Origin of the sequence: Leifsonia psychrotolerans (genome assembly GCF_013410665.1) — a bacterium.
Classification (GTDB): Bacteria; Actinomycetota; Actinomycetes; order Actinomycetales; family Microbacteriaceae; genus Cryobacterium; species Cryobacterium psychrotolerans_A.
The window spans coordinates 2,548,038-2,571,306 of record NZ_JACCFM010000001.1; the positions used below are offsets into that span (position 1 = coordinate 2,548,038).

The 23,269-nt window shown below is 64.7% G+C and carries 20 protein-coding genes, 1 pseudogene and 1 riboswitch; of the genes and pseudogenes, 13 read left to right on the forward strand and 8 right to left on the reverse strand.

Annotation, left to right across the window (positions count from 1 at the left end; translation table 11 throughout):
- Positions 1 to 108 precede the first annotated feature (108 nt).
- The 5 genes from HNR05_RS11660 to HNR05_RS11680 are packed head-to-tail and all read left to right on the forward strand — an operon-like array spanning position 109 to position 4,736.
- On the forward strand, positions 109 to 1,521 hold the full coding sequence (locus HNR05_RS11660; RefSeq protein ID WP_179579168.1) for a ferredoxin reductase family protein: 1,413 nt from the start codon (positions 109 to 111) through the stop codon (positions 1,519 to 1,521).
- Positions 1,518 to 2,033 carry an FMN-binding protein gene (locus HNR05_RS17980; RefSeq protein ID WP_343062562.1) on the forward strand — a complete coding sequence of 172 codons (516 nt, stop codon included), beginning with the start codon at positions 1,518 to 1,520 and terminating at the stop codon, positions 2,031 to 2,033. Before HNR05_RS11660 ends, HNR05_RS17980 begins: the two co-directional genes overlap by 4 nt.
- On the forward strand, positions 2,033 to 2,776 hold the full coding sequence (locus tag HNR05_RS11670) for an FAD:protein FMN transferase (RefSeq protein ID WP_343062563.1): 744 nt from the start codon (positions 2,033 to 2,035) through the stop codon (positions 2,774 to 2,776). Before HNR05_RS17980 ends, HNR05_RS11670 begins: the two co-directional genes overlap by 1 nt.
- A 26-nt stretch (positions 2,777 to 2,802) precedes the next feature.
- Positions 2,803 to 3,471: a response regulator transcription factor gene (locus HNR05_RS11675; RefSeq protein ID WP_179579169.1), complete on the forward strand. Its 669-nt coding sequence runs from the start codon at positions 2,803 to 2,805 to the stop codon at positions 3,469 to 3,471.
- Positions 3,468 to 4,736, forward strand: a complete 1,269-nt coding sequence (locus HNR05_RS11680) for a sensor histidine kinase (protein WP_179579170.1) — start codon at positions 3,468 to 3,470, stop codon at positions 4,734 to 4,736. The genes HNR05_RS11675 and HNR05_RS11680 overlap by 4 nt, the downstream gene beginning before the upstream one ends.
- A 64-nt stretch (positions 4,737 to 4,800) precedes the next feature.
- Here the strand turns inward: HNR05_RS11680 and HNR05_RS11685 are convergent, their stop codons facing one another.
- From HNR05_RS11685 to HNR05_RS11705, 5 genes are all read right to left on the reverse strand, one after another.
- Positions 4,801 to 5,091: a hypothetical protein gene (locus tag HNR05_RS11685; protein WP_179579171.1), complete on the reverse strand. Its 291-nt coding sequence runs from the start codon at positions 5,089 to 5,091 to the stop codon at positions 4,801 to 4,803.
- Between the two features lie 229 nt (positions 5,092 to 5,320).
- The gene (locus HNR05_RS11690; protein WP_343062564.1) at positions 5,321 to 6,064 is read right to left on the reverse strand and encodes a 5'-methylthioadenosine/adenosylhomocysteine nucleosidase; all 744 of its coding nucleotides are present in this window, start codon (positions 6,062 to 6,064) and stop codon (positions 5,321 to 5,323) included.
- Between the two features lie 194 nt (positions 6,065 to 6,258).
- Positions 6,259 to 8,718, reverse strand: coding sequence for an excinuclease ABC subunit UvrA (uvrA, locus tag HNR05_RS11695; RefSeq protein WP_179579172.1), 2,460 nt, complete (start codon positions 8,716 to 8,718; stop codon positions 6,259 to 6,261).
- Positions 8,715 to 9,686 (reverse strand): oxygenase MpaB family protein, encoded by a 972-nt coding sequence (locus HNR05_RS11700; protein WP_179579173.1) that lies wholly within the window; start codon positions 9,684 to 9,686, stop codon positions 8,715 to 8,717. The genes uvrA and HNR05_RS11700 overlap by 4 nt, the downstream gene beginning before the upstream one ends.
- Positions 9,687 to 9,763: 77 nt before the next feature.
- Positions 9,764 to 11,311 (reverse strand): molybdopterin-dependent oxidoreductase, encoded by a 1,548-nt coding sequence (locus HNR05_RS11705; protein WP_179579174.1) that lies wholly within the window; start codon positions 11,309 to 11,311, stop codon positions 9,764 to 9,766.
- A 105-nt stretch (positions 11,312 to 11,416) separates the two neighbouring features.
- Here HNR05_RS11705 and HNR05_RS11710 point away from each other — a divergent pair, with 105 nt between their 5' ends.
- Entirely contained in the window at positions 11,417 to 12,703 is a 1,287-nt protein-coding gene (locus tag HNR05_RS11710) for an MFS transporter (protein ID WP_179579175.1), read from the forward strand.
- Here the strand turns inward: HNR05_RS11710 and HNR05_RS11715 are convergent.
- A complete protein-coding gene (locus HNR05_RS11715) occupies positions 12,691 to 13,191 on the reverse strand; it encodes an inorganic diphosphatase (RefSeq protein ID WP_179579176.1) in 501 nt (166 codons plus the stop codon). The genes HNR05_RS11710 and HNR05_RS11715 overlap by 13 nt on opposite strands.
- A 210-nt stretch (positions 13,192 to 13,401) precedes the next feature.
- Positions 13,402 to 13,465: riboswitch (Fluoride riboswitch) on the forward strand.
- A gap of 39 nt (positions 13,466 to 13,504) precedes the next feature.
- On the opposite strand from HNR05_RS11715, the gene HNR05_RS11720 reads away from it, so the two are divergent.
- Positions 13,505 to 15,079, forward strand: a complete 1,575-nt coding sequence (locus HNR05_RS11720) for a MutS-related protein (protein WP_218868881.1) — start codon at positions 13,505 to 13,507, stop codon at positions 15,077 to 15,079.
- Complete coding sequence (locus HNR05_RS11725; RefSeq protein ID WP_179579177.1) at positions 15,076 to 16,596, forward strand: MutS-related protein; 1,521 nt, start codon at positions 15,076 to 15,078, stop codon at positions 16,594 to 16,596. Before HNR05_RS11720 ends, HNR05_RS11725 begins: the two co-directional genes overlap by 4 nt.
- A gap of 33 nt (positions 16,597 to 16,629) precedes the next feature.
- On the opposite strand, the gene eno is transcribed toward HNR05_RS11725, so the two are convergent.
- The gene (gene eno, locus HNR05_RS11730; protein WP_218868882.1) at positions 16,630 to 17,961 is read right to left on the reverse strand and encodes a phosphopyruvate hydratase; all 1,332 of its coding nucleotides are present in this window, start codon (positions 17,959 to 17,961) and stop codon (positions 16,630 to 16,632) included.
- A 169-nt stretch (positions 17,962 to 18,130) separates the two neighbouring features.
- Here eno and HNR05_RS17800 point away from each other — a divergent pair, with 169 nt between their 5' ends.
- The 5 genes and pseudogenes from HNR05_RS17800 (at position 18,131) to HNR05_RS11750 (ending at position 22,013) form a co-directional block, all read left to right on the forward strand.
- Positions 18,131 to 18,265 (forward strand): hypothetical protein, encoded by a 135-nt coding sequence (locus tag HNR05_RS17800; RefSeq protein ID WP_281369819.1) that lies wholly within the window; start codon positions 18,131 to 18,133, stop codon positions 18,263 to 18,265.
- Positions 18,266 to 18,406: 141 nt separating this feature from the next.
- Positions 18,407 to 18,801: pseudogene (locus tag HNR05_RS11735) on the forward strand (Dps family protein).
- A gap of 31 nt (positions 18,802 to 18,832) precedes the next feature.
- Positions 18,833 to 19,912: an acyl-CoA dehydrogenase family protein gene (locus tag HNR05_RS11740; RefSeq protein WP_179579178.1), complete on the forward strand. Its 1,080-nt coding sequence runs from the start codon at positions 18,833 to 18,835 to the stop codon at positions 19,910 to 19,912.
- Positions 19,909 to 21,285, forward strand: coding sequence for a PIG-L family deacetylase (locus HNR05_RS11745; protein ID WP_343062565.1), 1,377 nt, complete (start codon positions 19,909 to 19,911; stop codon positions 21,283 to 21,285). Before HNR05_RS11740 ends, HNR05_RS11745 begins: the two co-directional genes overlap by 4 nt.
- Positions 21,285 to 22,013, forward strand: coding sequence for a glycosyltransferase family 2 protein (locus HNR05_RS11750; protein ID WP_179579180.1), 729 nt, complete (start codon positions 21,285 to 21,287; stop codon positions 22,011 to 22,013). Before HNR05_RS11745 ends, HNR05_RS11750 begins: the two co-directional genes overlap by 1 nt.
- Before the next feature lie 209 nt (positions 22,014 to 22,222).
- Here the strand turns inward: HNR05_RS11750 and nrdF are convergent, their stop codons facing one another.
- Complete coding sequence (gene nrdF, locus HNR05_RS11755; protein ID WP_179579181.1) at positions 22,223 to 23,197, reverse strand: class 1b ribonucleoside-diphosphate reductase subunit beta; 975 nt, start codon at positions 23,195 to 23,197, stop codon at positions 22,223 to 22,225.
- Positions 23,198 to 23,269: the final 72 nt, after the last annotated feature.

The following is a 23,269-nucleotide window of genomic DNA, read 5'->3' on the forward strand; positions in this document are numbered from 1 at the left end:
CCGAGCAAACGCGGAATGGGCACTGAATCGTCGGGACGACTCAGAAAGCTGGAAGAAAACTCGGGAATCGTTGGGTGTGAGTTGAACCTTCATCGAATCGAGACCGAGATGACCCGCATTGCATCACCCGCCCGCAGCGGTGGCGCTCCGGTCTTGGCCCGCGCACGCCGGACTCAGCTCAGACGACGGCTGCGAGCCGCCGATCTGATCGTCATAGCCGGCTGGTCGTCGGTCGCTGCGGCTGTCGCTCTCTACCTGTCATCGGGCGGGCTCGCCAGCGTTGTCACCCTGTCGAGCGCTCTTTCCGCGCTCGGAATCGTGACCGGTCTCGTCGGCACCGACTTCATTCTGCTGATGCTGCTGCTCGCTGCCCGGCTGCCGTTCATCGACCGCGCCGTCGGGCAGGACGTCGCGATGCGGTGGCACCGCGCTCTCGGAAAACCAGCGTTGTATTTAATTCTCGCCCATCTGGTTCTGCTCACGATCGGCTACGCGGTTGCCGATCAGGTGAACGTGATCGCCGAGACGGTGCTGCTCTTCACCACCCCCGACATGGCCATCGCCTATCTGGGCTTCGGCCTTCTGCTCGTCGTCGTCGTCTCGTCAGTTGTCGCCGTACGACGCCGGTTCCCCTACGAGGTGTGGCACGCCATCCACCTGCTCAGCTACCTGGCCGTGCTCGTGGCCCTCCCCCACCAGTTGAGCACCGGCGCCGTGCTTTCCCACGGAACCGCCCAGCGCTGGTACTGGATCGCGCTGTATGTGCTCACGTTCGCCTCGGTCGCGTGGTTCCGTTTCACCGTCCCGCTGATCCGATCGATTCGGCACGGCTTGCGCGTCGAATCCGTGCAGCCCGTTGCCCCGGGGGTGGTATCGATTCATCTGCGCGGACGCGACCTCGATCGGCTGAACACCGCGGGCGGGCAGTACGCGATTTGGCGGTTCTGGAGCCACGGAGTCTGGTGGCACGCCCACCCCATCTCGTTCTCGGCCATTCCGACCGCGTCAACCGCGCGGGTGACCGTGCGCCAGCTCGGCCGTGGCAGCGGCCAATTGGCCCGGCTTAGCCCCGGCACCCGGGTCACGATCGAAGGTCCGTACGGTTTGTTCACGGATCGGGCACGCACCTCCCCTCGACTCGCGATCGTGGCGGCAGGAATTGGGATCACCCCGGTGCGCACCCTCCTGGAGCACTCGAGCCTCCGGGCCGGGGAAGCGACTGTTCTGCTGCGCGGCACCGATGAGTCCCAGGGGTATCTCTGGGATGAGGTCGTCGCCCTGGGTCAGTCTGCCCGGGCCACCGTCTATTCGATGATCGGTCGGCGTCCGGCCGGCGTCGACACCTGGATGTCGGCCGAGGCGATCGCTCGGGGTGTCACGCTGGCAAGCATCTTCCCCGACCTCGCGAGTTCCGACCTCTACGTCTGCGGCCCTCCTGCCTGGACCGATCTGGTTGTGCGGGATGCCCGCACTGCGGGCATCCCCGACCTTCAGATTCACGTAGAAAGGTTCGACTGGTGAGAAAACGAGCAGTAGCCGGAAGTATCCTCGGTACCACGGCGATCCTACTTCTCGGCTGGGAACTCGGCACAACCGTGCATCCCGGCACCGGCGTCTCCGCATCCGCCGCGCACGCTGCGACACCCAGCCAACCGGCAGCGCCCGGCAGCGCTCCTGCGGCCGGGCCGGTGCCCGCCGCGATGCCTTCTCCGTCTGCCGCTTCTCCCGCTGCTCCCGCTGCCCCTGCCGCCCCGTCGGGTTCGTTCACCGGGAGCATGGTGAGCACCGAATATGGGAACGTGCAGGTTCAGATCACCGTGGCTGCCGGCACGATCACCGATGTCACCGCACTTCACCTCACCGACAGTGACGGTCGCTCGGTGCAGATCAGCAACCGGGCGGCGCCGGTTCTGCGCACGGAGGTGTTGTCGGCGCAGTCCTCGTCAGTGCAGATGGTGTCGGGGGCGACCTACACGAGCGAGGGCTACCTCACGTCGTTGCAATCGGCACTCGACAAGGCGGGAATCAAATAGTGTCTACCCACACGTTCCACACCATGGGCACCGTCGCGAGTCTCATCTGTGCCGACGAGCTGCCCTCGGTGGGCTGCCTCGCCGCCGTGGCACGTGTGTTCACCGACCACGACGAACTCTTTTCGCTGTACCGGCCCAACTCTGAACTCAGCCGGCTCGCCCGAGGCGAGATCACCCTTGCCCAAACGAGTGCGGATGTTCGCGACTGCTACGCGCAGGCCAACGACTGGCGGTTGCAGACCAACGGAGCGTTCACCGCTCATCGTCCGGATGGTCTCATCGACCTCTCGGGAATTGTGAAGGCCGCCTCGATCAGCCGGGCGGCCGACGTGTTGCACGGGTTCGGGGTCACCGATGCGCTGCTCGATGTGGGCGGAGACGCTCTCGCGCTCGGCACGCGGCATGGCAGACCCTGGCGCGCCGGAATCGTCGACCCGGCCGATGCGACAGCACTCCTCTGCTCTGTCGATTTCCACGGCGAGTGGGCTGCCGTCGCGACATCCGGAACAGCCGAACGCGGCGAACACGTCTGGCGTACCGGGCCGGATGTCTACCGTCAGGTCACCGTACTCGCCGCTGACATCGTGACCGCCGATGTGCTCGCCACTGCCGTTCTCTCGGGGGGGCCCGAGATGCGCGATGACGCGACCGACCGGTGGAACGTAGACGTGCTCACCGTCGATCGAGATGGTGAGCTGACACTGTCGGCGCGCCTGCGAGACCTGACGGCACAGCCCCGGTGACCGATTCCGATCCCTATACTTCGAGCATGGAAGACGGCCCGCGCATCCTGCTTGTCGAAGACGACGTGCGCCTGGCCCAGATGCTGCAGGGGCTGCTTGAAAGCGAAGGCTACCGGGTGGTTGCAGCGCGTGACGGCCAGCGCGCTCTGCATGAGGGTCTGACCGGATCCTTCGACGTGTTGCTTCTCGACCGCGGACTCCCGATCATTGACGGTCTCGACGTGCTGACCAAGCTCCGGCAGAAGGGGGTTCTCGCCCCGGCGCTGATCTTGTCGGCGCTCGGCAACCCCGCAGACCGTGTCGAAGGCCTCGATCGCGGGGCGGAGGACTACCTGTCGAAACCGTTCGACATCGACGAGTTGTTGGCCCGCCTGCGCGCGCTGCAACGACGTCCGTCCTCCCTCGCCCAGGTGCTCCGTGTGCCCGGCGGATCGTTCGATCCAAGCAGCCGGACCGTGGTTCTCGACTCCGGCTCGACCGCGGTGCTCTCCGAGCGGGAGAACACGTTGCTCGAACAGTTCGCGCGGCGTCCCAGCCAGGTTTTTCAGCGCGCCGCCATTCTGCATTCTGTCTTTCCGGATGCCGACGACATCGGCGTCGTCGACACCTATGTGCATTACGTGCGCAAAAAGCTCGGACATGATGTCGTCCTCACCGTGCGCGGTGTCGGCTATCGGCTGGGAGCTCCGCGATGACGGCGCAGCGCGACGGGGCCGAGATGCGCCATGCGGTGCGGCGTCTCACCGTGCAGTTCACCGCATTGATCGTCATCCTCCTCGTCTTGGTCGGCGGGCTCGTCTTCGCAATCGTCTCCACGAGTGCTGAAGAGTCCAATCTTCGGGCCCTCACCGATGCCGTGCACGTCGATTCCCCGCACGATGCGCCGCAGGCGGTGTGGGTTGCCATCCTCGATGGCGGTCACCTCGAGACATCCGCGGTGCGCCTACCCGGGCTTCCCGACGAAGCCGCCTTCGCCGAGGCTGCTCGGACCGGCCAGCCGGTCGAGTCGCAGCGTGACTCGGCCGGGCGCAGCTATTCAGTGCTCACCGTGGCCGACGGTGGTCGGATTGTGCAGGTTGCGCGCGACCAGCACGAAACGCAGGAGGAGCGTGGCCGACTGTTGTGGGCATTGGTGGTCTCGGGTCTCGTCGCGGCGGTGGCCAGCGCATTCATCGCAGCCTGGATGGCCCGCCGAGCGATGCGTCCGCTCGCCCGGGCGCTCGCCCTGCAACGGCGTTTCATCGCCGATGCGAGCCATGAATTGCGCACGCCATTGACGCTCCTGAGCACTCGCGCTCAGTTGATCCGCCGACATCTGACGTCGGCCAGCGCGACGGATGCCGCGCCCGCGTTGGCGGGTGAGCTCGACGAGATTGTTCACGATTCACAACTGCTCACCGAAATTCTCGAAGACCTGCTCATCGCGGCTGATCCTCGCGAGTCCGCGATCGCGGCCGACGTGGATCTCGTTGCCTGGGCCGACACCGCCGTGGCGGCGGCCGTAGCCCACGCGACGTCGGGCTCGGTGTCGATCACCCGTACCGGGGAGAACCGGGCGCTCGTCGTCTTGGCCTCACCCGCCGCCCTGCAGCGCCTGTTCTCGTCTCTCATCTCCAATGCAGTCGACCATGCCAGCGGAACGGTGCAGGTTGACGTCGCCGCCGAGGGCGCGGAGGCCGTCGTGCGCATCAGCGACGACGGACCCGGATTCCCGGCGGAGATGGCCGAGCGCGCCTTCGAACGATTTTCGAGCTCACGCCGGGAGACGAACCTCTCGGAGGGGCCTCGACACTACGGCATTGGGTTGGCACTGGCAGCCGAGATCGCGGCACGGTTCGGCGGCAGCGTGCGGATCGAACCCGCACGTGTCACCCCCGGCACCCCACCGGGCGCCACCGTCACGGTGACCCTGCCGCTGCACCGGGGCCGGACGAAAACAGGCGGGAGTGCGCATCCGTAACCAAAACAGGCTGGATTGCTAGTTTTTCGGCAGTCGTTCCTGTTTTCGCGGCACCGGTATGCGGCTACCGGCCGAGAATGTGTGGGGGCGTGTGCTCGGCGACGAAGTCGTTGATCAGGGCGCGGGCGATACCGTCCCAATCGGAACCGAAGTGCAGAAAGTCGGTCTGCCCGGCGAGGTAGCCGTTGTAGACCGGGTCGTGATCGGCGCCGTCGCGCTCAATCATCACGATGCTTCCGTAAACCACGCCCTCCAGATCGGTGATCACCCAGCGGTTCGAATCCCCGCGCTCGAGGGTGAACGCGTTCCCCCGGTGCTCGAGGTGTTCGTGTTTGTGCGGCTTTGCGAATGACATGGCCAGCCCCTTTTCGTCGCGTGGAATGCCACGGCGCGGGCATCCGTCGTTCCAGAATCCTCCGGGTCGAGCTGCCACGCAATGGCCGACCTCGCACGCGGGCACGCCGCTGCGCACACGCAGGCCCGGTCTCGACAGTGGCTCACGCGATCTCGACACGCTCGATCAACGAACGGCTCACGCGATCTCGACACGCTCGATCAACGAGCGGGTCGAGACCGCCTTCGACTCACGCCGACGTGTCGGCTCTCGCCACACTCAGAAGAAGAGCATCAATCGCCGAGAGGACCATCGTCGCCGACTGAGTCGCCGCATCGTCGACCTGGTCGAGGAAGTCGTCGTTGGCGGCCGGTCCGCACAGGTCTGAGATGCCACGGATGGACAGAAACGGAACCCCGTACACGTGGCAGGTTTGCGCGATTGCGGATGACTCCATGTCGGTCGCCAAGGCCCCCGGAAAGTCGCCGGTGATGCGTGTCGCTCGCTCCTGGGTGACGAAGCCGTAGCTGGAGACGATCAGTCCCTGGTGCACGGCTCCGGTTCGGGGCCGCGGCGCGGAGAAAACAGCGTCAGTCAGATAGTGTGCCGCCGGGTAGCTCGCCGGCATGCGCGGAACTTGGCCGAGAACGTAGCCGAATGCGCGAGCATCGGCATCCACGTTGATGTAGTCGGTGCCCACCACCACGTCGCCGACACGCACCTCGGCGCCGAGCCCACCCGCGGTGCCCGCGCTGATGATGAGTGACACACCGCCGTCGCGCTGCGCTTTGAGAATAACGGCGGTGGCCGCTCCGGCAGCGTTGACGAGGCCGATGCCGGTTTGGACGAGCACGACGGGGCGACCGCCGAGAACGGCGTCGCGGTGAACCGCATTTCCGACCTGCCGGGCCGGGCCGACGTTCTCGGCGCGTTCGATGAACGGCGCAAGCTCATCGTCCATCGCGGCAAGGATGGCCAGTTCGGGAGCACTCACGCGACGACCACGTTCCAGATCTCGAGGTGGTCCACGTTGGGCCGAGTGAAGGGTTCGAGGTTTATGCGCTCTGGGTTCATTGTCAACATTCTGTTCGAGTTCGAGACCTTCACGAGGATACGCTGCCGCGACTCACCATCGGCTGTGCGCGACTCACCCTCGGCTGTGCGCGACTCGAAGGGGTGACCAGCCGCTTATGCGCCCTGGTCGTGTCTCGCGAGCCACCCCGCGAGGTGCTCCGCCGTCGCGCCCCTGCCGCTCGCGATGGTGCGCGGGGTGCCGGATGCGACAACCTGGCCGCCCGCGTTTCCACCGCCCGGACCCAAATCGATCACCCAGTCGCAGTCGGTGATTGTGGCCAGGTCGTGCTCGATGAGAACCACCGTATTGCCGGCCTCCACCAGTCGTTGCAGCTGATCGAGCAACAACCGGATGTCGGCCGGGTGCAGGCCCGCGGTTGGCTCATCGAGCAGGTAGAGCGTATGCCCGCGGTGGGCCCGCTGCAGCTCGGTGGCCAGCTTGATGCGCTGTGCCTCTCCGCCGCTGAGCTCGGTCGCCGGCTGGCCAAGACGGAGGTAGCCGAGCCCGACATCCCGGAGCGTCTCCAGGCTGCGAGACGCCGCGGGAACATCGGCGAAGAAGTCGGCGGCCGCGTCGACCGTCATCGCCAGCACATCGGCGATGGTCTTTCCGCGCGAGGTCACCTCGAGCGTCTCGGCGTTGTAGCGCGCTCCGTGACAGGTGCGACAGGGCGCGTAGGTGCCGGGCAGAAAGAGTAATTCGACCGACACGAAGCCTTCACCCTGACAGGTCTCGCAGCGCCCACCGGCGACGTTGAACGAAAATCGCCCTGCGGTGTAGCCACGGGCCTTCGCCAGATCGGTGGCCGCAAAGATTTTGCGCACACCGTCGAACATGCCGGTGTATGTGGCGAGGTTGGAGCGCGGGGTGCGGCCGATGGGACGTTGGTCGACCACCACCAGCCGATCAAACGTTTCCACTCCCGACACCCCCGCCACGTCGACCTCGAGCACCGCGTCATCCGGCCCCTCGGCTGCCGTGCCGAGATGACCGCGCACCACATGCGCGAGCACCTGGGTCACGAGCGTCGACTTGCCCGATCCCGAGACGCCGGTGACAGCTGTCATCACACCGAGAGGAACCTCGACGGATGTCTCCCGGAGATTGTGCCGAGTGACCCCGCGCAGACGCAACCAGCCCTGCGGGGTTCGCGGCTCGTGAACGGCCATCGCCGAGCGCGGAAAAAGGTAGCGGCCGGTGACCGAGTCTGCAACCTCCCGGAGCCCCTCGACCGGTCCGGAATAGAGCACCTGCCCGCCACCGTCGCCGGCCCCGGGTCCGATGTCCACGACCCAGTCGGCCCGGCGCACGACATCGAGGTCGTGTTCGACGACGAACAGAGAATTGCCCGACGCGATCAGGCGTTCCAGAACGTCGAGCAGCGGCCGCGCATCGGCCGGATGCAGCCCCGCGGATGGTTCGTCGAGCACATAGACAACGCCGAAGAGCCCGGAGCGCAGTTGCGTGGCGATGCGCAATCGCTGTGATTCACCGGGGGACAGCGTGGTGGAGTTGCGCCCCAGGCTCAGGTAGCCGAGGCCGAGATCGAGCAGCACCTCAACCCGCGCGATCACGTCGGCGGCGATTCGACTGGCGGCCTCGCTGCCCTCCGCTGCGGATGCCACGGCTCCCGCCTCGACACCGGTTCGCAACTCCCCCGCGAGTTCGGCCAGCGGCACCGCGTTCATGTCGGCGATCGTGCGCCCGGCGAACGTGACGGCCAGTGCCTCCGCACGCAGGCCGCTGCCGTCGCAATCGGGACAGGCGATGCTCTGAACGAAGCGAAGTGCGCGCTCGCGCATCCGCTCACTCTGGGACTCTGAAAGCACATGCATGACGTGCTTGCGTGCGCTCCAAAACTTTCCGTAGTAGCCGTGATCGATGCGGCCGGCCTCGGGTTCGATCAGCACGGAGGGCTGCTCCTCGGTGTACAGCAACCAGTCCCGGTCGGCGCGCGGCAACGACGTCCACGGTGTGTCGATGTCGATCCCGAGGCCGCGCACGATACTGCGCAGGTTCGCTCCCTGCCACGCTCCCGGCCAGGCGGCAATCGCCCCGTCGCGAATGCTCAACGCCGTGTTGGGAACCAGCAGCTCCTCGGTGACGTCGTGCACTACTCCGAGCCCCTGGCAGCGCGCGCAGGCCCCGGCCGCGGTGTTCGGCGAGAATGCCTCGGCGGCGAGGTGCGTCGCGCCCGGCTGATACGTTCCGGCCCGGGAATAGAGCATGCGGAGCAGATTGGACAGCGTTGTGAGTGTGCCGACGGTCGAGCGCGAACTCGGCGCTCCGCGGCGCTGCTGCAGTGCAACGGCCGGGGGCAGCCCGGTGATTTCCCCCACCTCCGGAGCGCCGACCTGATTCAGCAGTCGTCGTGCGTAGGGCGCGACCGATTCAAAATAGCGTCGTTGTGCCTCGGCATACAGGGTGCCGAACGCCAGCGAGGACTTGCCCGACCCTGACACACCGGTGAAGGCCACCATGCAGTCGCGGGGAATATCGATGTCGACATTCTTGAGGTTGTGCTCTCGAGCGCCGCGAACGCGCACCCAACCGTCCACGTCGCCGCGGGTCACGGTTCAACCGTTCTCTCCGCCGCGGGAGACGACGAGCTGTCGTCGGAACTGCCTGTTGATTCCTGCGGGCCCGCGTGCAGGCCCGACTTCAGGCGGGCGATCCGGGCCCGAGCGTTCTGCTCGCTCGGCGACATCCGTCCGAGCACGCGCGATCCACCCACGAGCAAGACCCGCGTCAGCGTCACGGCCGGCCACCACGGGCGCCGCAGGCCGAGCAACTCACGATGGCGCCGATCGAGCGAAGCCACCGCACCGCCGAAGAGGATCGGGTACAGCCGACCGGTCACGCCCGGCAGCCCGGGCTTGCGCAGAAAACGCACCGCCTCGGCGACCCGCTCGTCGGGTTTGGCCTCGGTGAGAAAGGCGTCCATCTCAGCGTGCAGTTCCGCGACCGTCGTGGGAGGGCGACTCACTCCCATCAGCGACCCGGCCTGCGCCCATTCGCGCACGTAGGCATCCGGCCCACCCGGGATCGGACCGCCCCAGATTGCATGCGCACCCAGAAAGGCTTCGGTGAAGGCGTCGTGCACCCACCGCAACAGCTCTTCGTCGTTGGCCGTATAGGGGCGTTCGGTGCCACGAGCATCGACGTAGGTTCCCGTCACATGCTCGTGCAACCGCGAGACGAAAGCGGATGCCGCCGTGGCGCCGGCCCGATCGCCGAACGTTGTCGTGGACACCCACCGCACGGTGCCGTCGAGTCGCCCCAGCGGATCCTCGTGGTAGCGCGACCAGTCGTGCACGCCCGCCATCGCGCCGGGGTGCAGGGTCTGCAGCAGCAACGCACGGATGCCGGCGACCAGCGTCGGCAGCGCTCCGTTGACCGCCCAGACGGCGCTGCCGGGTCCGAAGAATCCGGCGTCGGTGCCGTCGGCGAGCGCGAGAGTCCACGCCGGCGGCTCGCGGCGTCCCGTTCGTCCAGGCCGCCAGCGTGCGGCACGGGGGTGGGCCGTGCGGTGTTCGCTCATGATTCGACGCTAACCCAGTCGACCCGCGCGCGGCTGCGGATCCGCTGCGAAGTTGCGCTGGCGACTTCGAGGGGCGGTTACGCCACGCTCACGTGCACCGTGTGCCAGCCTTCCGCCCCGTTGGGAACCGTCGGAATGTTGACGTCGCGTTGGGTGGCACCGGTGGCATCCGTGGCCCGCACCTGGATGGTGTGGCCGCCGCTTGTCGCCTCCCACTCGTACACCCATTGCACCCAGGTGTCGACGGAGATCGCGGTGGCGAGGCGGGCCTTCTCCCAGGCACCGTTGTCGACGCGCACCTCGACACGGTCGATGCCGGTGTGCTGCGCCCAGGCCACCCCGGCGATGGCGACCCTCCCGGCCGCAACCTGCGACCCGTCCGAGGGCACATCGATGCGCGACTCGGTCTTGATCGGTCCCTTCGGCGACCAACCGCGATCGGTCCAGTAGGCGCTGGCGTCAGCGAATCGGGTGACCCGCATCTCGACCAGCCATTTGGTGGCGGAGACGTAGCCGTAGAGACCGGGAACCACCATCCGCACCGGAAAGCCGTGCTCGAGCGGTAGCGGGGTGCCGTTCATCCCGACGGCGAGCAGGCTGTCGCGATCCGGTTCGAGCAGAACGGCAAGCGGCGTACCGGCGGTGAACCCGTCGACGCTGGTCGAGAGCACCATGTCGGCGTCGGCGTGCGGTTTGGCTCGGGCCAGCAGCTCTCGGATCGGGTAACCGAGCCACACGGCGTTGCCGGCGAGGTCACCACCGACGTCATTCGAGACACACATCAGCGTGACCGTCGATTCAATCAGGGGCAGGGCGAGGAGTTCCTCGAAGCTGATCTCGACCTCGTTCTCGACCATTCCAGTGACCTTGAGCCGCCAGGTCGACGAGTCGACACTCGGCACCTGCAACGCCGTGTCGATGCGGTAAAACACGTCGTTGGGGGTGACGAGGGGTGTGATCCCGGGGATGTCGAGTTCCGCGCCGACTGGGATCGGCGGTGCGGCTACAGCCGGTTTCGGGAGCCTGATGGCGTCGCGCACGGTCGTCACCGCCACCGTTCCAGCGTTCAGCGCTCGCGCGCCGATTCCGATGATGAGAGCTGCGATTCCGGTCCCTCCGACGAAGACGAGGAACCGCCGGCGCGAGACGGCAACGCCCGGCGCTGGGGCTGCCTGCTCGATGCCGGCCCAGGCCCGGAGTCGAATGGTGCCCAGGCGCAGCACCAGCACGCCGCCGATCATCCCGAGCACAGTGGGAAGCGCCCAGATTCCGGTCGCCTGGGCTCGGGTCGTGACTGCGAGGGTGGCGATCCCACCGATCAGCACCAGGCCCACGATCCCCCATGGCGGTCGCCGGTATTCAAGCAGGCCCAGCACGCCCGCGAGCACCGCCACCAGCACGCCGAGGCAGATGATGAGCACCAGCTTGTCGTTGGTGCCGAACAGCGCGATCACCAGGTCTTTGGTCCAGCCGGGAACCAGGTCGATCACCAGCGAGCCGACCGCGAGCAGCGGGCTGGCCGCCGGAGCGACGATCAGAGCGACCACTTCGGCGATTCCGAGCGTGACAACGGCGCTGGCGAGGCCCGCCAGCGCAGCCCATGCTCTCTGACGCGCTCTGCTCATGGGTCATGTTAACTCGCGACCGCCCGCTTTCGGTAGGTCTGAGTGTCGGGAGTATCGTCGCAGCAGGGTAGAGCTCAGGCCTGCCGGGCCAGCGGAGGGACACCAATGACCGACCACCTTGAACCGCCTGGGGGCGAACCCTCGTCACCTCCGGACGGCGACGACGACGACGAACGCTGGCTGACCGCCGGGGTGGGAAGCGTTGCCGCGGCGAGCTTCTTCTCGGACTCGGGCCATGAAATCGCGACCGCTGTGCTGCCGAGCTTTCTCACGAGTGTTCTCCATGGGTCGGCTGCGGCGTTGGGCCTGATCGAGGGGGTGAGCGATGCCCTCGCCGGCGTCGCAAAACTGATCGGGGGCCCGCTGGCCAACGATCCGAAACGGCGTCAGGCCATCGCGACCGGGGGCTATCTGGGCACCGCAGTTGCAACGGCGGCGATCGGATTGGCCGCGGCCGTGTGGCAGGTGGGGGTGCTTCGCGCCATCGCGTGGGTGTCGCGCGGCCTTCGGTCCCCCGCGCGTGACACACTTCTTTCATCCCTTGCCCAGACTCGCGCGTATGGCCGCGCATTCGGCCTCGAGCGCGCAGGTGACAACCTCGGCGCCGTGGTGGGGCCGTTGGCCGCCGCGGGCCTGGTGGCCTGGCTGGGTATTCGCCCGGCGATCTGGTTCGCCCTGATCCCTGGCGCGCTGGCGGCCGTGGCGATCACCGTTGCGGCCAGGGAGGCTCGCCGTCACCACCTGCCAGGGGCCCGGCAACGCATCCGGCTGGACTTCGCCGGATTGCGCTCGGCCGGACTACTCCGCCCGCTGATTCCGGTGATCCTGTTTGAATGCGGCAACATCGCCACCACCATGCTGATCCTCCGTTCGACGCAGTTGCTCCAGGTCGATGGCCGGAGCGCCGCGACGGCGGCGTCGTTGGCAATCCTGATCTACGCCGCGCACAATGCCGCTGGCGCGATCGTGGCCTATTTTGGCGGTCGCTGGATCGACCGGTCAGGGCCGCGGATCGTTTTCGCGGCCGGCGCCGTGCTGTACGTGGTCGCCTACGTCGGATTCGCGTGGGCGCCGTCTGAGTGGTGGTTTCTCGTGATCGTGTTCAGCTTGGCCGGTGCCGGCATCGGATTGGCGGAAACGGCGGAATCCACCCTGGTGGCCCAGATCCTCCCTGACCGGCTGCGCGGGAGCGGATTCGGCGTCATCGGAGCAGTTCAAGCCGGCGGCAATTTGGTCGGAACCGTCGTCGTAGGGGTGCTCTACACGGTGGTGTCGCCCACCGCAGGCTTCATCTACGCGGCAGCCTGGATGGCATTGTCGGTAGTGACCGCGGCGTGGCTTCGAGGCCATCGCCCGCAGCCGGCTGTCGAGCCGGACGCTCAGCTCTCGTAGCTGTCGTTCGCACGGTACGCGTGCACAGCCGCCGTCACCGTGCGTTCCGCTTCATCACGCGAACCGAAGCCGTGCACCGTCACGAACTTTCCGGGCTCCAGATCCTTGTAATGCTGAAAGAAATGTTGGATCTCGTGGCGCAGATTGACGGAGACATCGTCCAATTCACGGATGTCGGCCCAGCGGGGATCCGATGCGGGCACCGTGATGATCTTGGCGTCGGGGCCCTTTTCGTCGGTCATCCGAAAGACCCCCACCACTCGTACCGCCACGACCACACCAGGAAACGTCGGCTCGTCCAGGAGCACGAGGGCATCCAACGGGTCGCTGTCTTCACTGAGGGTGTGCTCGATGAAGCCGTAGTCGGCTGGGTAGGTCATCGCGGTGAACAGTGTGCGGTCCAAGCGCATGCGTCCAGTCGCATGGTCGACCTCATACTTGTTGCGGCCTCCACGCGGAATCTCAATCGTGACGTCGAGTGTGGTCATCGCCTTCTCCTGTCTCATCACCGAGCAAGGAACCATCAGCACTCAGTGCGGTTCGGGTGACACGTACCCGGGCGGGATCCATCGCCAGCGCCCACGATACCGCGCACTCATGAGATGTGCTCATCTCCAAATGAGAGTGACTGTTCGAAGCCCAAGCCCCTGCCCGCACCGACGGTCGCGAGGGTTGTAGTTGGCTCCGAGCCGGAACATACTGAGGGTGGCGATGAGGCTCGCCACAACCGCGGATATTGCCGCTAATGGCCTCTACCTGAGAGCACTCGACGTGACGTCGAGGCTCAGGTGGAGGAGGTAGATGATGAGCCAGACGGCCACACGGCCCACCGTTTCCGCGGTGACATCGCCCAGCATCCTTTTCGTCAACGGCGAGAACGAAATGCCCAGACTCACGCTCGTCGCACCGGCCTGTTTCGCGGACCTGAACCTCGACCAGATCGTCGAGGCGATCACGGCGGGCCGAGAGGAATACGATCTCAAACCATTCTTTTACACTCCACTGACCACGGTCGATGCGCTTCAATATCGGCATGAGGTTCTGCGCGATCTCGAAAGTGACGAACTGCTCGGGAGCGTCGGACGCTTCGCACACCTGATGCGGGAGATCCGAAAATACGCGCTCCAGGCCGACAAGCTTCGCGTCGCGCATCAGAAGGAACGCTGGATTCTTGATGCAGTGCAGCTTTATGACCGCGCGGTGCGCAGCCTGGCCGAGGACCTCGACGCCGCGAATGTTCAGTCGCGAGGTCTTTCGGAGTTCCGGGACTACCTCGTCGCATACCTGCAGTCGTCGAGTTACGTTTCGATGGTTGAGGAGGCCGCTCGCCTCATTCGCGAACTCTCCGCCATCCGCTATTGCGTGCAGATTCGTGGAAACCGTGTGCAGGTCACACCGTACGAATCGGAAATCGACTACGGCGCAGAGGTCGAGTCGACGTTTGAGAAGTTCAAGCAGGGCGGGGTCGCGGGTCACCTCGTCGCGTTTCCCAACTGGGTAGAAATGAATCATGTTGAGGCAGACATTCTGAGCTTCGTGGCCTCGTTGAACCCTGACACCTTCCACGCCGTCGCGAGTTTTTGCGCCCAGCACTCCTCCTATGTCGACCGGGCCATCGCCAGTTTCGACCGGGAGATCCAGTTCTACGTCGCCTACCGCGCCTACACCGACATCTTCGTATCGGCCGGATTGCCTGTGTGCTATCCCGAGGTCGTAGACCGATCGACTGCACTCTCCGCACACGCGGTGTTCGACCTGGCGTTGGCCACGAAGCTCATCCCCACGCGTCGCGAGGTCGTGTGCAACGATTTCGCGCTCGTCGGGGCGGAACGCATTCTCGTGGTCTCCGGCGCGAACCAGGGTGGCAAAACGACCTTCGCCCGAGCATTCGGACAGGTTCACTACCTGGCAGCCCTGGGTTGCACCGTTCCCGGCCGCGACGCACACCTCACCTTGTTCGATGACCTCCTCACCCACTTCGAGAAGGAGGAAGACCTGCACGGTCTCAGCGGAAAGCTTGAAGATGATCTTCTGCGCATCCGCGACATTCTCGACCGGGCCACCGAGCGCAGTATCGTCATCATGAACGAAATCTTCACCTCGACGACGCTCGACGACGCCGTCTTCCTCGGCACCGAGATCATGAAACGGATCATCCACCGCGGTGCGGTCTGCGTGTGCGTCACCTTCGTCGACGAGCTGTCATCGCTCGACCCATCAGTCGTGAGCATGGTTGCGCAAGTCGACCCGAACGACCCGGTCGCTCGAACCTTCTCGATCGTCAGGAAACCGGCCGATGGGCTTGCCTATGCCGCAGCAATCGCCCGAAAGTACGGGCTCACCTACGACAGCCTGATGGAACGGATCTCCTCATGAAGGCATACCTGATGTACCGGGATGCGGATTTCGACCTCCACGCGGCCGTTCCCTCACAGGCCGAATCGCTCGTACAGGACCTGAACCTCAACACTCTGGTCGCCGCTATGGCCGCCGGTGACGCGTTCCTCTTCGACGTGGCTCGCGAAGCGCTTCTCACGAGTTGCCACGACGTCGAATCCATCACGTTCCGTCAGGATGTACTCCGTGACGCTTTCGCACAGGAGTCGGTCGTCAGAGAAATTTATGACCTCGCCGTGGAGGCTCTAGCTCGCGAGAAGAAGATCTACAGCTGGGCGTTCACGTCGCCCGACAGCATCCTTCGCCGCTCGGTTGAGGTGTTGGAGATGTTCGTGAGCCTGCTGCGACGGTTGAGGAGAATCGCCGGCGAGCACCGCGACGCTTTCCATTCCGCGGGCTTCACCCGTTTCTTCAGCATGTTAGAGGAGGAGCTGAGTGACGACTATTTCGAGGAAATCGAAACCCATCTCAAAACCCTGACCTTTCGAAATGGTGTGCTTCTCAGTTCCGGACTCGGCCAGGGGAACAAAGCAAAAGCGTACGTGTTGCGCCTGCCCCTGAATCCGAATCCGAGCTGGCTGCAACGGCTCAGGATGCTCACGCACTCTCCACTCACCCTCACGATCGCCGACCGCGACGAGGCCGGTCACGACGCGCTGCGGGAACTGCGGGGCCGCGGTATCAACCTCGCTGCGGATGCACTGGCGAAATCGACGGATCACATCCTCAGCTTCTTCAGCATGCTGCGCTGTGATCTCGCGTTCTACATCGGCTGCCTCAACCTCAACCAGCGACTCACGTCGCTCGGGGAGCCTCTCTGCTTTCCTGTTCCGCTCCCGGCGGAGGCCGGCCCGTTCACGCTGAACTGTGACGAACTCTACGACGTGTGCCTCGCCCTGTACGCCGGAGCACACGCCGTCGGCAATGACATCACGGCCGACAGCACTCCACTGGTTGTGATCACGGGCGCCAACCAAGGAGGCAAATCGACGTTCCTGCGCAGCGTTGGTTTAGCCCAGTTGATGCTGCAGTGTGGCATGGTGGTCCCCGCTGCGCGGTTCACCGCGAGTGTTCGCTCCGGGATCTTCACGCACTTCAAACGCGAGGAGGATGCCGGCATGGAAAGCGGGAAGCTCGACGAGGAGCTCAGCCGGATGAGCGACATCGCCGGCGCGGTCTCCGCAGACGGGCTGGTGCTGTTCAACGAGTCGTTTGCGTCTACCAGCGCACGAGAAGGCTCGGAGATCGCGACCAACATCGTTCACGCACTGGTGAACTCTGGTGTCGCCGTGTTCTTCGTCACACATCTCTACGACTTCGCACACGCCCTCTTCACCGAGGATGAAAACGCGTCTCTCTTCCTCCGTGCAGATCGTGAGTCCGACCGCCGACGAACCTTCAAGCTTGTCAAGGGTGAACCGCTCCCGACCAGCTTTGGCCAGGACGTGTACCAGCGGATCTTCGCAGCCGCGCCAGGTATCGACGTGGCGAACTGACCAGGGTGGGGTCGACGGTTGGCTGTGCCGCCGTCAATACAGGCCGTACGGGACCTCCGCCTGGGAGCGGGCGATCTCGGCGAGCCGGTTGTATTTGCCGACGCGTTCACCCCGTGCGGGCGCCCCGGATTTGATCTGGCCCACCCCGGCGCCAACCGCCAGGTCAGCAATGAAGGTGTCGAGGGTCTCCCCCGAGCGATGGGAGATCATGCATGTCATACCGTTCTCTCGGGCCACCCGAATCGCCTCAAACGTTTGGGTGACAGTGCCAATCTGGTTCGGTTTGATCAGAACGGAGTTCGAGAGGTGATCCGCTGCGCCGGCCGCGATTCGCATCGGGTCGGTGACATAGAGGTCATCACCCACGAGCTGAATCCGATCACCCAAACGTGAATACTGCGCAACCCAACCGGGGATGTCGTCCTCGGCGAATCCGTCTTCGATGCTCCAAATGGGGTACGTGTCGACGAGCCGCACGTAGTAGTCGAGCAACTCGTCCGTGGACACGGCCCCCCTCGGCAATTCATACCCGGGGTCGGCTCGGAAGCCGTTGGCGGCTGGGTCGAGGGCGATCGCCACCTGGTCGGTCGACGCTGTATAACCGGCGTCGGAGATCGCGGCAATGAGCAGATCTAAGGCCTGCTCCGGCTGCGCGATCGGTGGGGCAAACCCGCCCTCATCACCCAGCCCCGCAGTACCGAACTGGCGCTTCACCCGGAAGGCGAGCGCGTGATAGATCTCGGCCCCCCATTCCAGCGCATTCTCAAACGTGCCGGCGCCGATGGGGGCAATCATGAACTCCTGAAAAACGAGGTCGTTCGAGGCATGGGCGCCACCGTTGAGCACATTGAAATGCGGCACCGGGAGGCGTTCCAGGCTGTGGGTCTGGGAGGCGATCCAGGTGTGCAACGGAATTCGGTCCAGCGCGGCGAACCCACGAGCGGCCGCCATCGACAGCCCAACGATGGTGTTGCCGCCCAAACGAGACAGGGTCTCCGTGCCGTCCAACTCGCGCATCGCCGCATCCAGATCGGCCAGCGACGGCCACGAACGGCCGGTGAGCAACGTGGCGAGCTCCCCCTCCGCGGCGGCGACCGCCTGACGCACACCCCGCCCTCCGAAAGGGCCCCCGCCATCACGCAACTCGACGGCTTCATGGGCACCGGTCGATGCGCCGGCCGGAGTTGCAGCTTCAACGCTGCCACCGCCCTCGAGGTGCAGGGTCACCTGGATTGTGGGATACCCGCGGGAGTCCAAAATCTGCCGCGCCTGCACCTGCGAAATGTTCAGCTGTATCACGTCAGCGGGCGTGACGACGTCGTCACTCGGCGGCCGCTGGGGATCGTGGTTGACGTGGGCGTTCATGATTCTCCTTGTTGTGCAATCAAGGTAGGAAACCATTAGCGTGCGGTGCAGTGCGAACATCACGAGTTGACGTTCAGGCGGGATCCATCGCCAATTTAAGAATACTCAGTCGCGCCTGTTCCACAACGGATCCGTAGAGACCGGGCGCCACTATCGGCACCGGCAAGCCGTGGTCCTCCTCTTTGTCGGCGGCTTCGTTCAGGCCGTCCAGTGGCTGCTGTGGGTCGGCATCGTCGTGTTGGCTATCGCGGTGATCGCCTGGCTGATGCGCTCTAGTGCCGGACGCAAGAAGACATCCATCTGACGCGCCGCGATGCGATCGCTCAGGTCACTCGAGAGCCTTTCGGACTAGCCGGATCGCTCGTCGAGTAGTAACTCTCATTAATGCGAATGTCCAGAAAATAAGTCGAATCCGCAGGCTTCGTCGAAAGTGAAGGAGTCCATTATGAAAGCATCTGCCGAACTCAGCAGCAATCTCCAGGCCGTCCTGGTCGACATGATCGAGCTGCACCTGCAAGGAAAACAAGCCCACTGGAACGTGGTCGGGAAGAATTTCCGTGATCTGCACCTTCAACCGCTTTCCCGGCCGGAGAAGTTGAAACGAGCGCAGTGGTAGATCTCATCACCGAACGACTCGAAGCAGTCTCTGCAACAATCCGGGCTGTGCATGACCAGGTAGACGACGAAGATCCGGCCACGGCCGACCTCTTGCACGCATTTATCCTGAAACTTGAGCACTATGCGTGGATGGTGAGCGCCGAAAACCGCACTCCCACCGCCTCCGAGACCCGGACCACGACGAGCAAGGCCTCGACGAAGGTTTCGACGACCAAAAAGTAGCGCACGGCGAGGTGAAGAGAGAGGGTTAAGTGTGCGCGGAGTTCAGAATGATGGTGGGCCTGTCAGTCTTTCGCTGAGCCACCCGGCCAGCGTGTGGAACACCCGGCTTCATGACGTTGGACAGTGCGCGCTCGGCTTTCATGGTGATGTGGAAGCCGCGCTCGCGTGGTCCGTCGAGGTGGGCCACTGGGCGCCCAAGCCCGGCACCGGAAGCACGGCACGATTGTGGGAACTCCTCGCGACCACCGCCGCAGCGGATGTCGGCGTCGCCCGCATCCTCGAGCCCCACCTTGACGCACTCGCCATTCTGGATCAGGTGCCGACCGGTGTTGCGCTCGACGAGATCGGGATCGATGAGGCGAGCACCTGGGGGGTTTATGCAGCTGAGGGGCCGGAGTGCACGCTGACCGCCGCCGAGGAGGACGGGTCGTGGATTCTCAGTGGGATCAAACCGTGGTGTTCTCTCGCACAGGTTGTTTCCCACGCCGTGGTCACCGCACGCACGAGCGACGGTGCACTTCGGCTGTTTGCGGTCGATATGAAGGGTGCGGGAGTGGAAGCCGAACCAGGCCCGTGGCATTCCCGGGGGCTTCGGCACGTCGTCAGCGCGCCGGTGTCATTCAGTCGGGCTCCCGCCATTCCTCTCGGACCCGAGGGGTGGTATTTGACCAGGACCGGCTTCGATTGGGGTGGTATCGGCGTGGCTGCGTGCTGGTGGGGCGGTGCCATCGGGATCGCCCGCGCCCTGTACGGCAGTGCTCTCAAGCGCGAACCCGACCAGCTTGCGCTTGCTCACCTCGGAGCGGTCGACACGCTTCTGAGTGCCGCCCGCGCAACCCTCGCCGAGGCCAGCAGCGCCATCGATGACCCCACAACTTCGGCTGAGACAGTCACGCTCCTCACCCGGCGCACCAGAAACCTGGTGGCAGAGACTGTGGAGTCCACCCTCACTCGTGTCGGGCACGCCCTCGGACCGGGACCACTGACTCAGGATGAGGAACACGCCCGCCGCGTCGCCGACCTGCACCTCTACGTGCGGCAGCACCATGCCGAACGCGACGAAGCGTCTCTGGGACGGAAACTCCTGGCTCGAAAGAGCACGCCGTGGTGAGCTTCGACCATCAAGACACCGGAACCCTGGAAGCCGAATGGGTGCGGTCACCTCGGTTGTCCGAGTTGCAGAGCCTGGATCTCGACGGCCTCACGCACCTCGTCGTTCTGTCCGCGCACCCTGACGACGAAACCCTCGGGGCGGCCGGCCTCATCGCACGCGCCGCCGGATGCACTGCGCAGGTGAGCATCGTTGTAGCGACGGATGGCGAGAACTCGCATCCCCGCTCACCCACCTGTACCGCCGCACAGCTCAGCGCCCTGCGTCGCAGCGAATTGCGAGAAGCGATCGGCAATCTCGCCCCGGCCGCCCGCATCGAGTTTCTCGGTATCCCTGATGGGCAACTGCGCGAATATGCCGACACCGTCAGGCACCACCTGACGCAGCTCGTCGGACGGCACGGCCCGGAGGGGCTTGTGCTGGTCGCACCCTGGGTAGAGGACGGGCACCGCGACCATCGCGCGGCAGGCATGATCGCCCGAGCAGCGGCACACTCCACCGGAGCGCGCCTTGTGGAATATCCGATTTGGATGTGGCACTGGGCAGACCCCGACAACGCAGCGGTGCCCTGGAACGATATGGTGCGCCTCGAGCTGACCGAGGTCGAGCACGCCGTGAAATCGAAGGCGCTGTCCGCTCATCGCAGCCAGATCTTCCCGCTGTCTGATGCTCTCGGCGATGAGGTGCTTCTCAACCCAGAGGTCCAACGTCACTTCTCGCGACCGTTCGAGGTGTTCATCGTTCCGCCTGGCGCATCCCATCAAACACTCGAGAGTTTGCCCGAGGCCTTTTTTGATCACTTCTACACGGGCAAAGCCGATCCGTGGGGTGTTGAAACCCGCTGGTATGAGGAGCGCAAGCGCGCCATAACGCTTGCGTCCTTGCCTCGGAAACAGTTCAGGTCTGGCCTCGAAATTGGCTGCTCCATCGGAGTTCTCACCGGCGAGCTGGCCACCCGCTGCGACGCCGTCCTCGCGATCGACATCTCCGAAGCGCCGCTCGCCCTCGCCCGAAAGCGGCTGGGGGCCGTGGAGAACATCGCCTTTGTCCGACTGACGACTCCAGATCAATGGCCGGACGACACCTTCGACCTCATTGTTCTCTCGGAAGTCGGCTACTACTGGGACGAAGCGGCCTTGGGCCGCGCACTCGACAAGGCCCTCGCTTCTCTCACCCCCGACGGAATACTCCTCGCCTGTCATTGGCGACATCCCGTTGCCGAGTATCCGCTCGGTGGGGACGAGGTGCATGCCGCACTCCGAGAGCGGTCTGATCTTGCCCTCCTCGTGCACCACAGTGAGGACGATTTTCTCCTGGACGTCTTCTCCCGCCCACCCGGTCGGTCGGTCGCCACAGTGACAGGGCTCGTCTAATGGGTCGCCAACCAATCGACGCCATCCTGGTGGTTGTTCCGGTCCAGAATGAGGAACAGCTGCTGCGCCGCTGCCTGGAGGCGCTCGGCGTCGCGGTGACTCGGGTCTCCACCCTCCCGTCAGGCACTCTCGAGGTCGACGTCGTGCTCGTCCTGGATTCCTGCGACGATGGCTCGGCTGAGATCGCCCGCCTTTCCCCGTTTCACGTCATCACCATCGGGGCCAGAAGTGTGGGCGCAGCACGGTCTGCAGGAATCGACGCTGGCCTCCGTCGGCTTTCGCAGAGCGACTCCCGTCGGGTCTGGTTGGCCAACACCGATGCCGATTCAGCAGTGCCTCCGCACTGGCTGAGCCATCAGCTGGCGCTGGCAGAATCCGGTGTCCAGCTCATGATCGGCACCGTGCGGCCCGATCCGCTCGATCTCACGTCCGCCCAGCGGGCAGCATGGGAGTCCACGCATGTTCTCGGAGAAGCAAACGGTCATGTGCACGGTGCGAACCTCGGCGTCCGCGCCGACGTGTATCTCGCGGCCGGAGGGTTCGCAGCCATCACCGAACATGAAGATGTGGGCCTCGTCGAACGGATCCGCGCCACCAGCGCCCCAGAAGCGGCCACCGACGAATGCTGGGTTCTGACCTCGGGGCGCCCCGTCGGACGAACGCCCGGCGGTTACGCCCGTCACATTCGCGAAGACCTCTCCGCCTCGATCTCGGAACCGACGTTCTGAGAACCCTCCCCCAACCCTGACGTGTAGGGGCCCGCTGCTCCCTGCTTCCACAGAAGCGCGCTTGGCTTCGTCACCGAAACGATGACTCGCGCTGTCATCGATGGGCGCGTCTGGAGCGCGAGCAACTGCCATCGATTGAGTCAAACCACACACAACGGACAAGGGCGGATGCCGAAGCATCCGCCCTCGATGAAGCTATGAAACAGTGGCTAGAAGTCCCAGTCCTCGTCTTCCGTGTTCACGGCCTTGCCAATCACGTAGGAGGAGCCCGAGCCCGAGAAGAAGTCGTGGTTCTCGTCGGCGTTCGGCGACAGAGCCGACAGGATCGCCGGGTTCACGTCGGTGACGGTCTTCGGGAACATCGGCTCGTAGCCCAGGTTCATCAGCGCCTTGTTCGCGTTGTAGTGCAGGAACTTCTTGACGTCTTCGGTCAGACCGACCTCGTCATAGAGATCCTGCGTGTACTGCACCTCGTTCTCGTAGAGCTCGTACATGAGGTTGAAGGTGTATTCCTTCAACTCATCGCGACGCTCCTGCGTCTCTTTCTCAAGCCCCTTCTGGAACTTGTAACCGATGTAGTAACCATGCACAGCCTCATCACGAATGATCAGGCGGATCATGTCGGCCGTGTTGGTAAGCTTGGCGCGGCTGGACCAGTACATCGGCAGGTAGAAGCCGGAGTAGAACAGGAACGACTCCAGCAGGGTCGAGGCGACCTTGCGCTTCAGCGGATCGTCACCCTGGTAGTAGCCCATGATGATCGCGGCCTTCTTCTGAAGGTTCTGATTCTCGGTCGACCAGCGGAACGCCTCGTCGATCTCTTTGGTGGAGCACAGCGTCGAGAAGATCGACGAGTAGCTCTTGGCGTGCACCGACTCCATGAACGCGATGTTCGTGTAGACGGCCTCTTCGTGCGGAGTGATCGCATCCGGAATCAACGAGACAGCACCGACGGTGCCCTGAATCGTATCGAGCAGGGTCAAACCGGTGAAGACGCGCATGGTCATCTGCTGCTCGGCCGGCGTGAGCGTGGCCCACGACTGCACATCGTTCGACAGCGGGATCTTCTCGGGCAGCCAGAAGTTGTTGACGAGGCGGTTCCAGACCTCGACGTCTTTCTCGTCTTCGATCTTGTTCCAGTTGATCGCGTCAACGTGCGAGACGAGCTTCAGCTTGTCAATCATTTCAATTCCTTTATACGAACGTGAGTCGAGCCGACCGGTAGTCGAGCTTGTCGAGAGCGGGTTGCGTGGTCT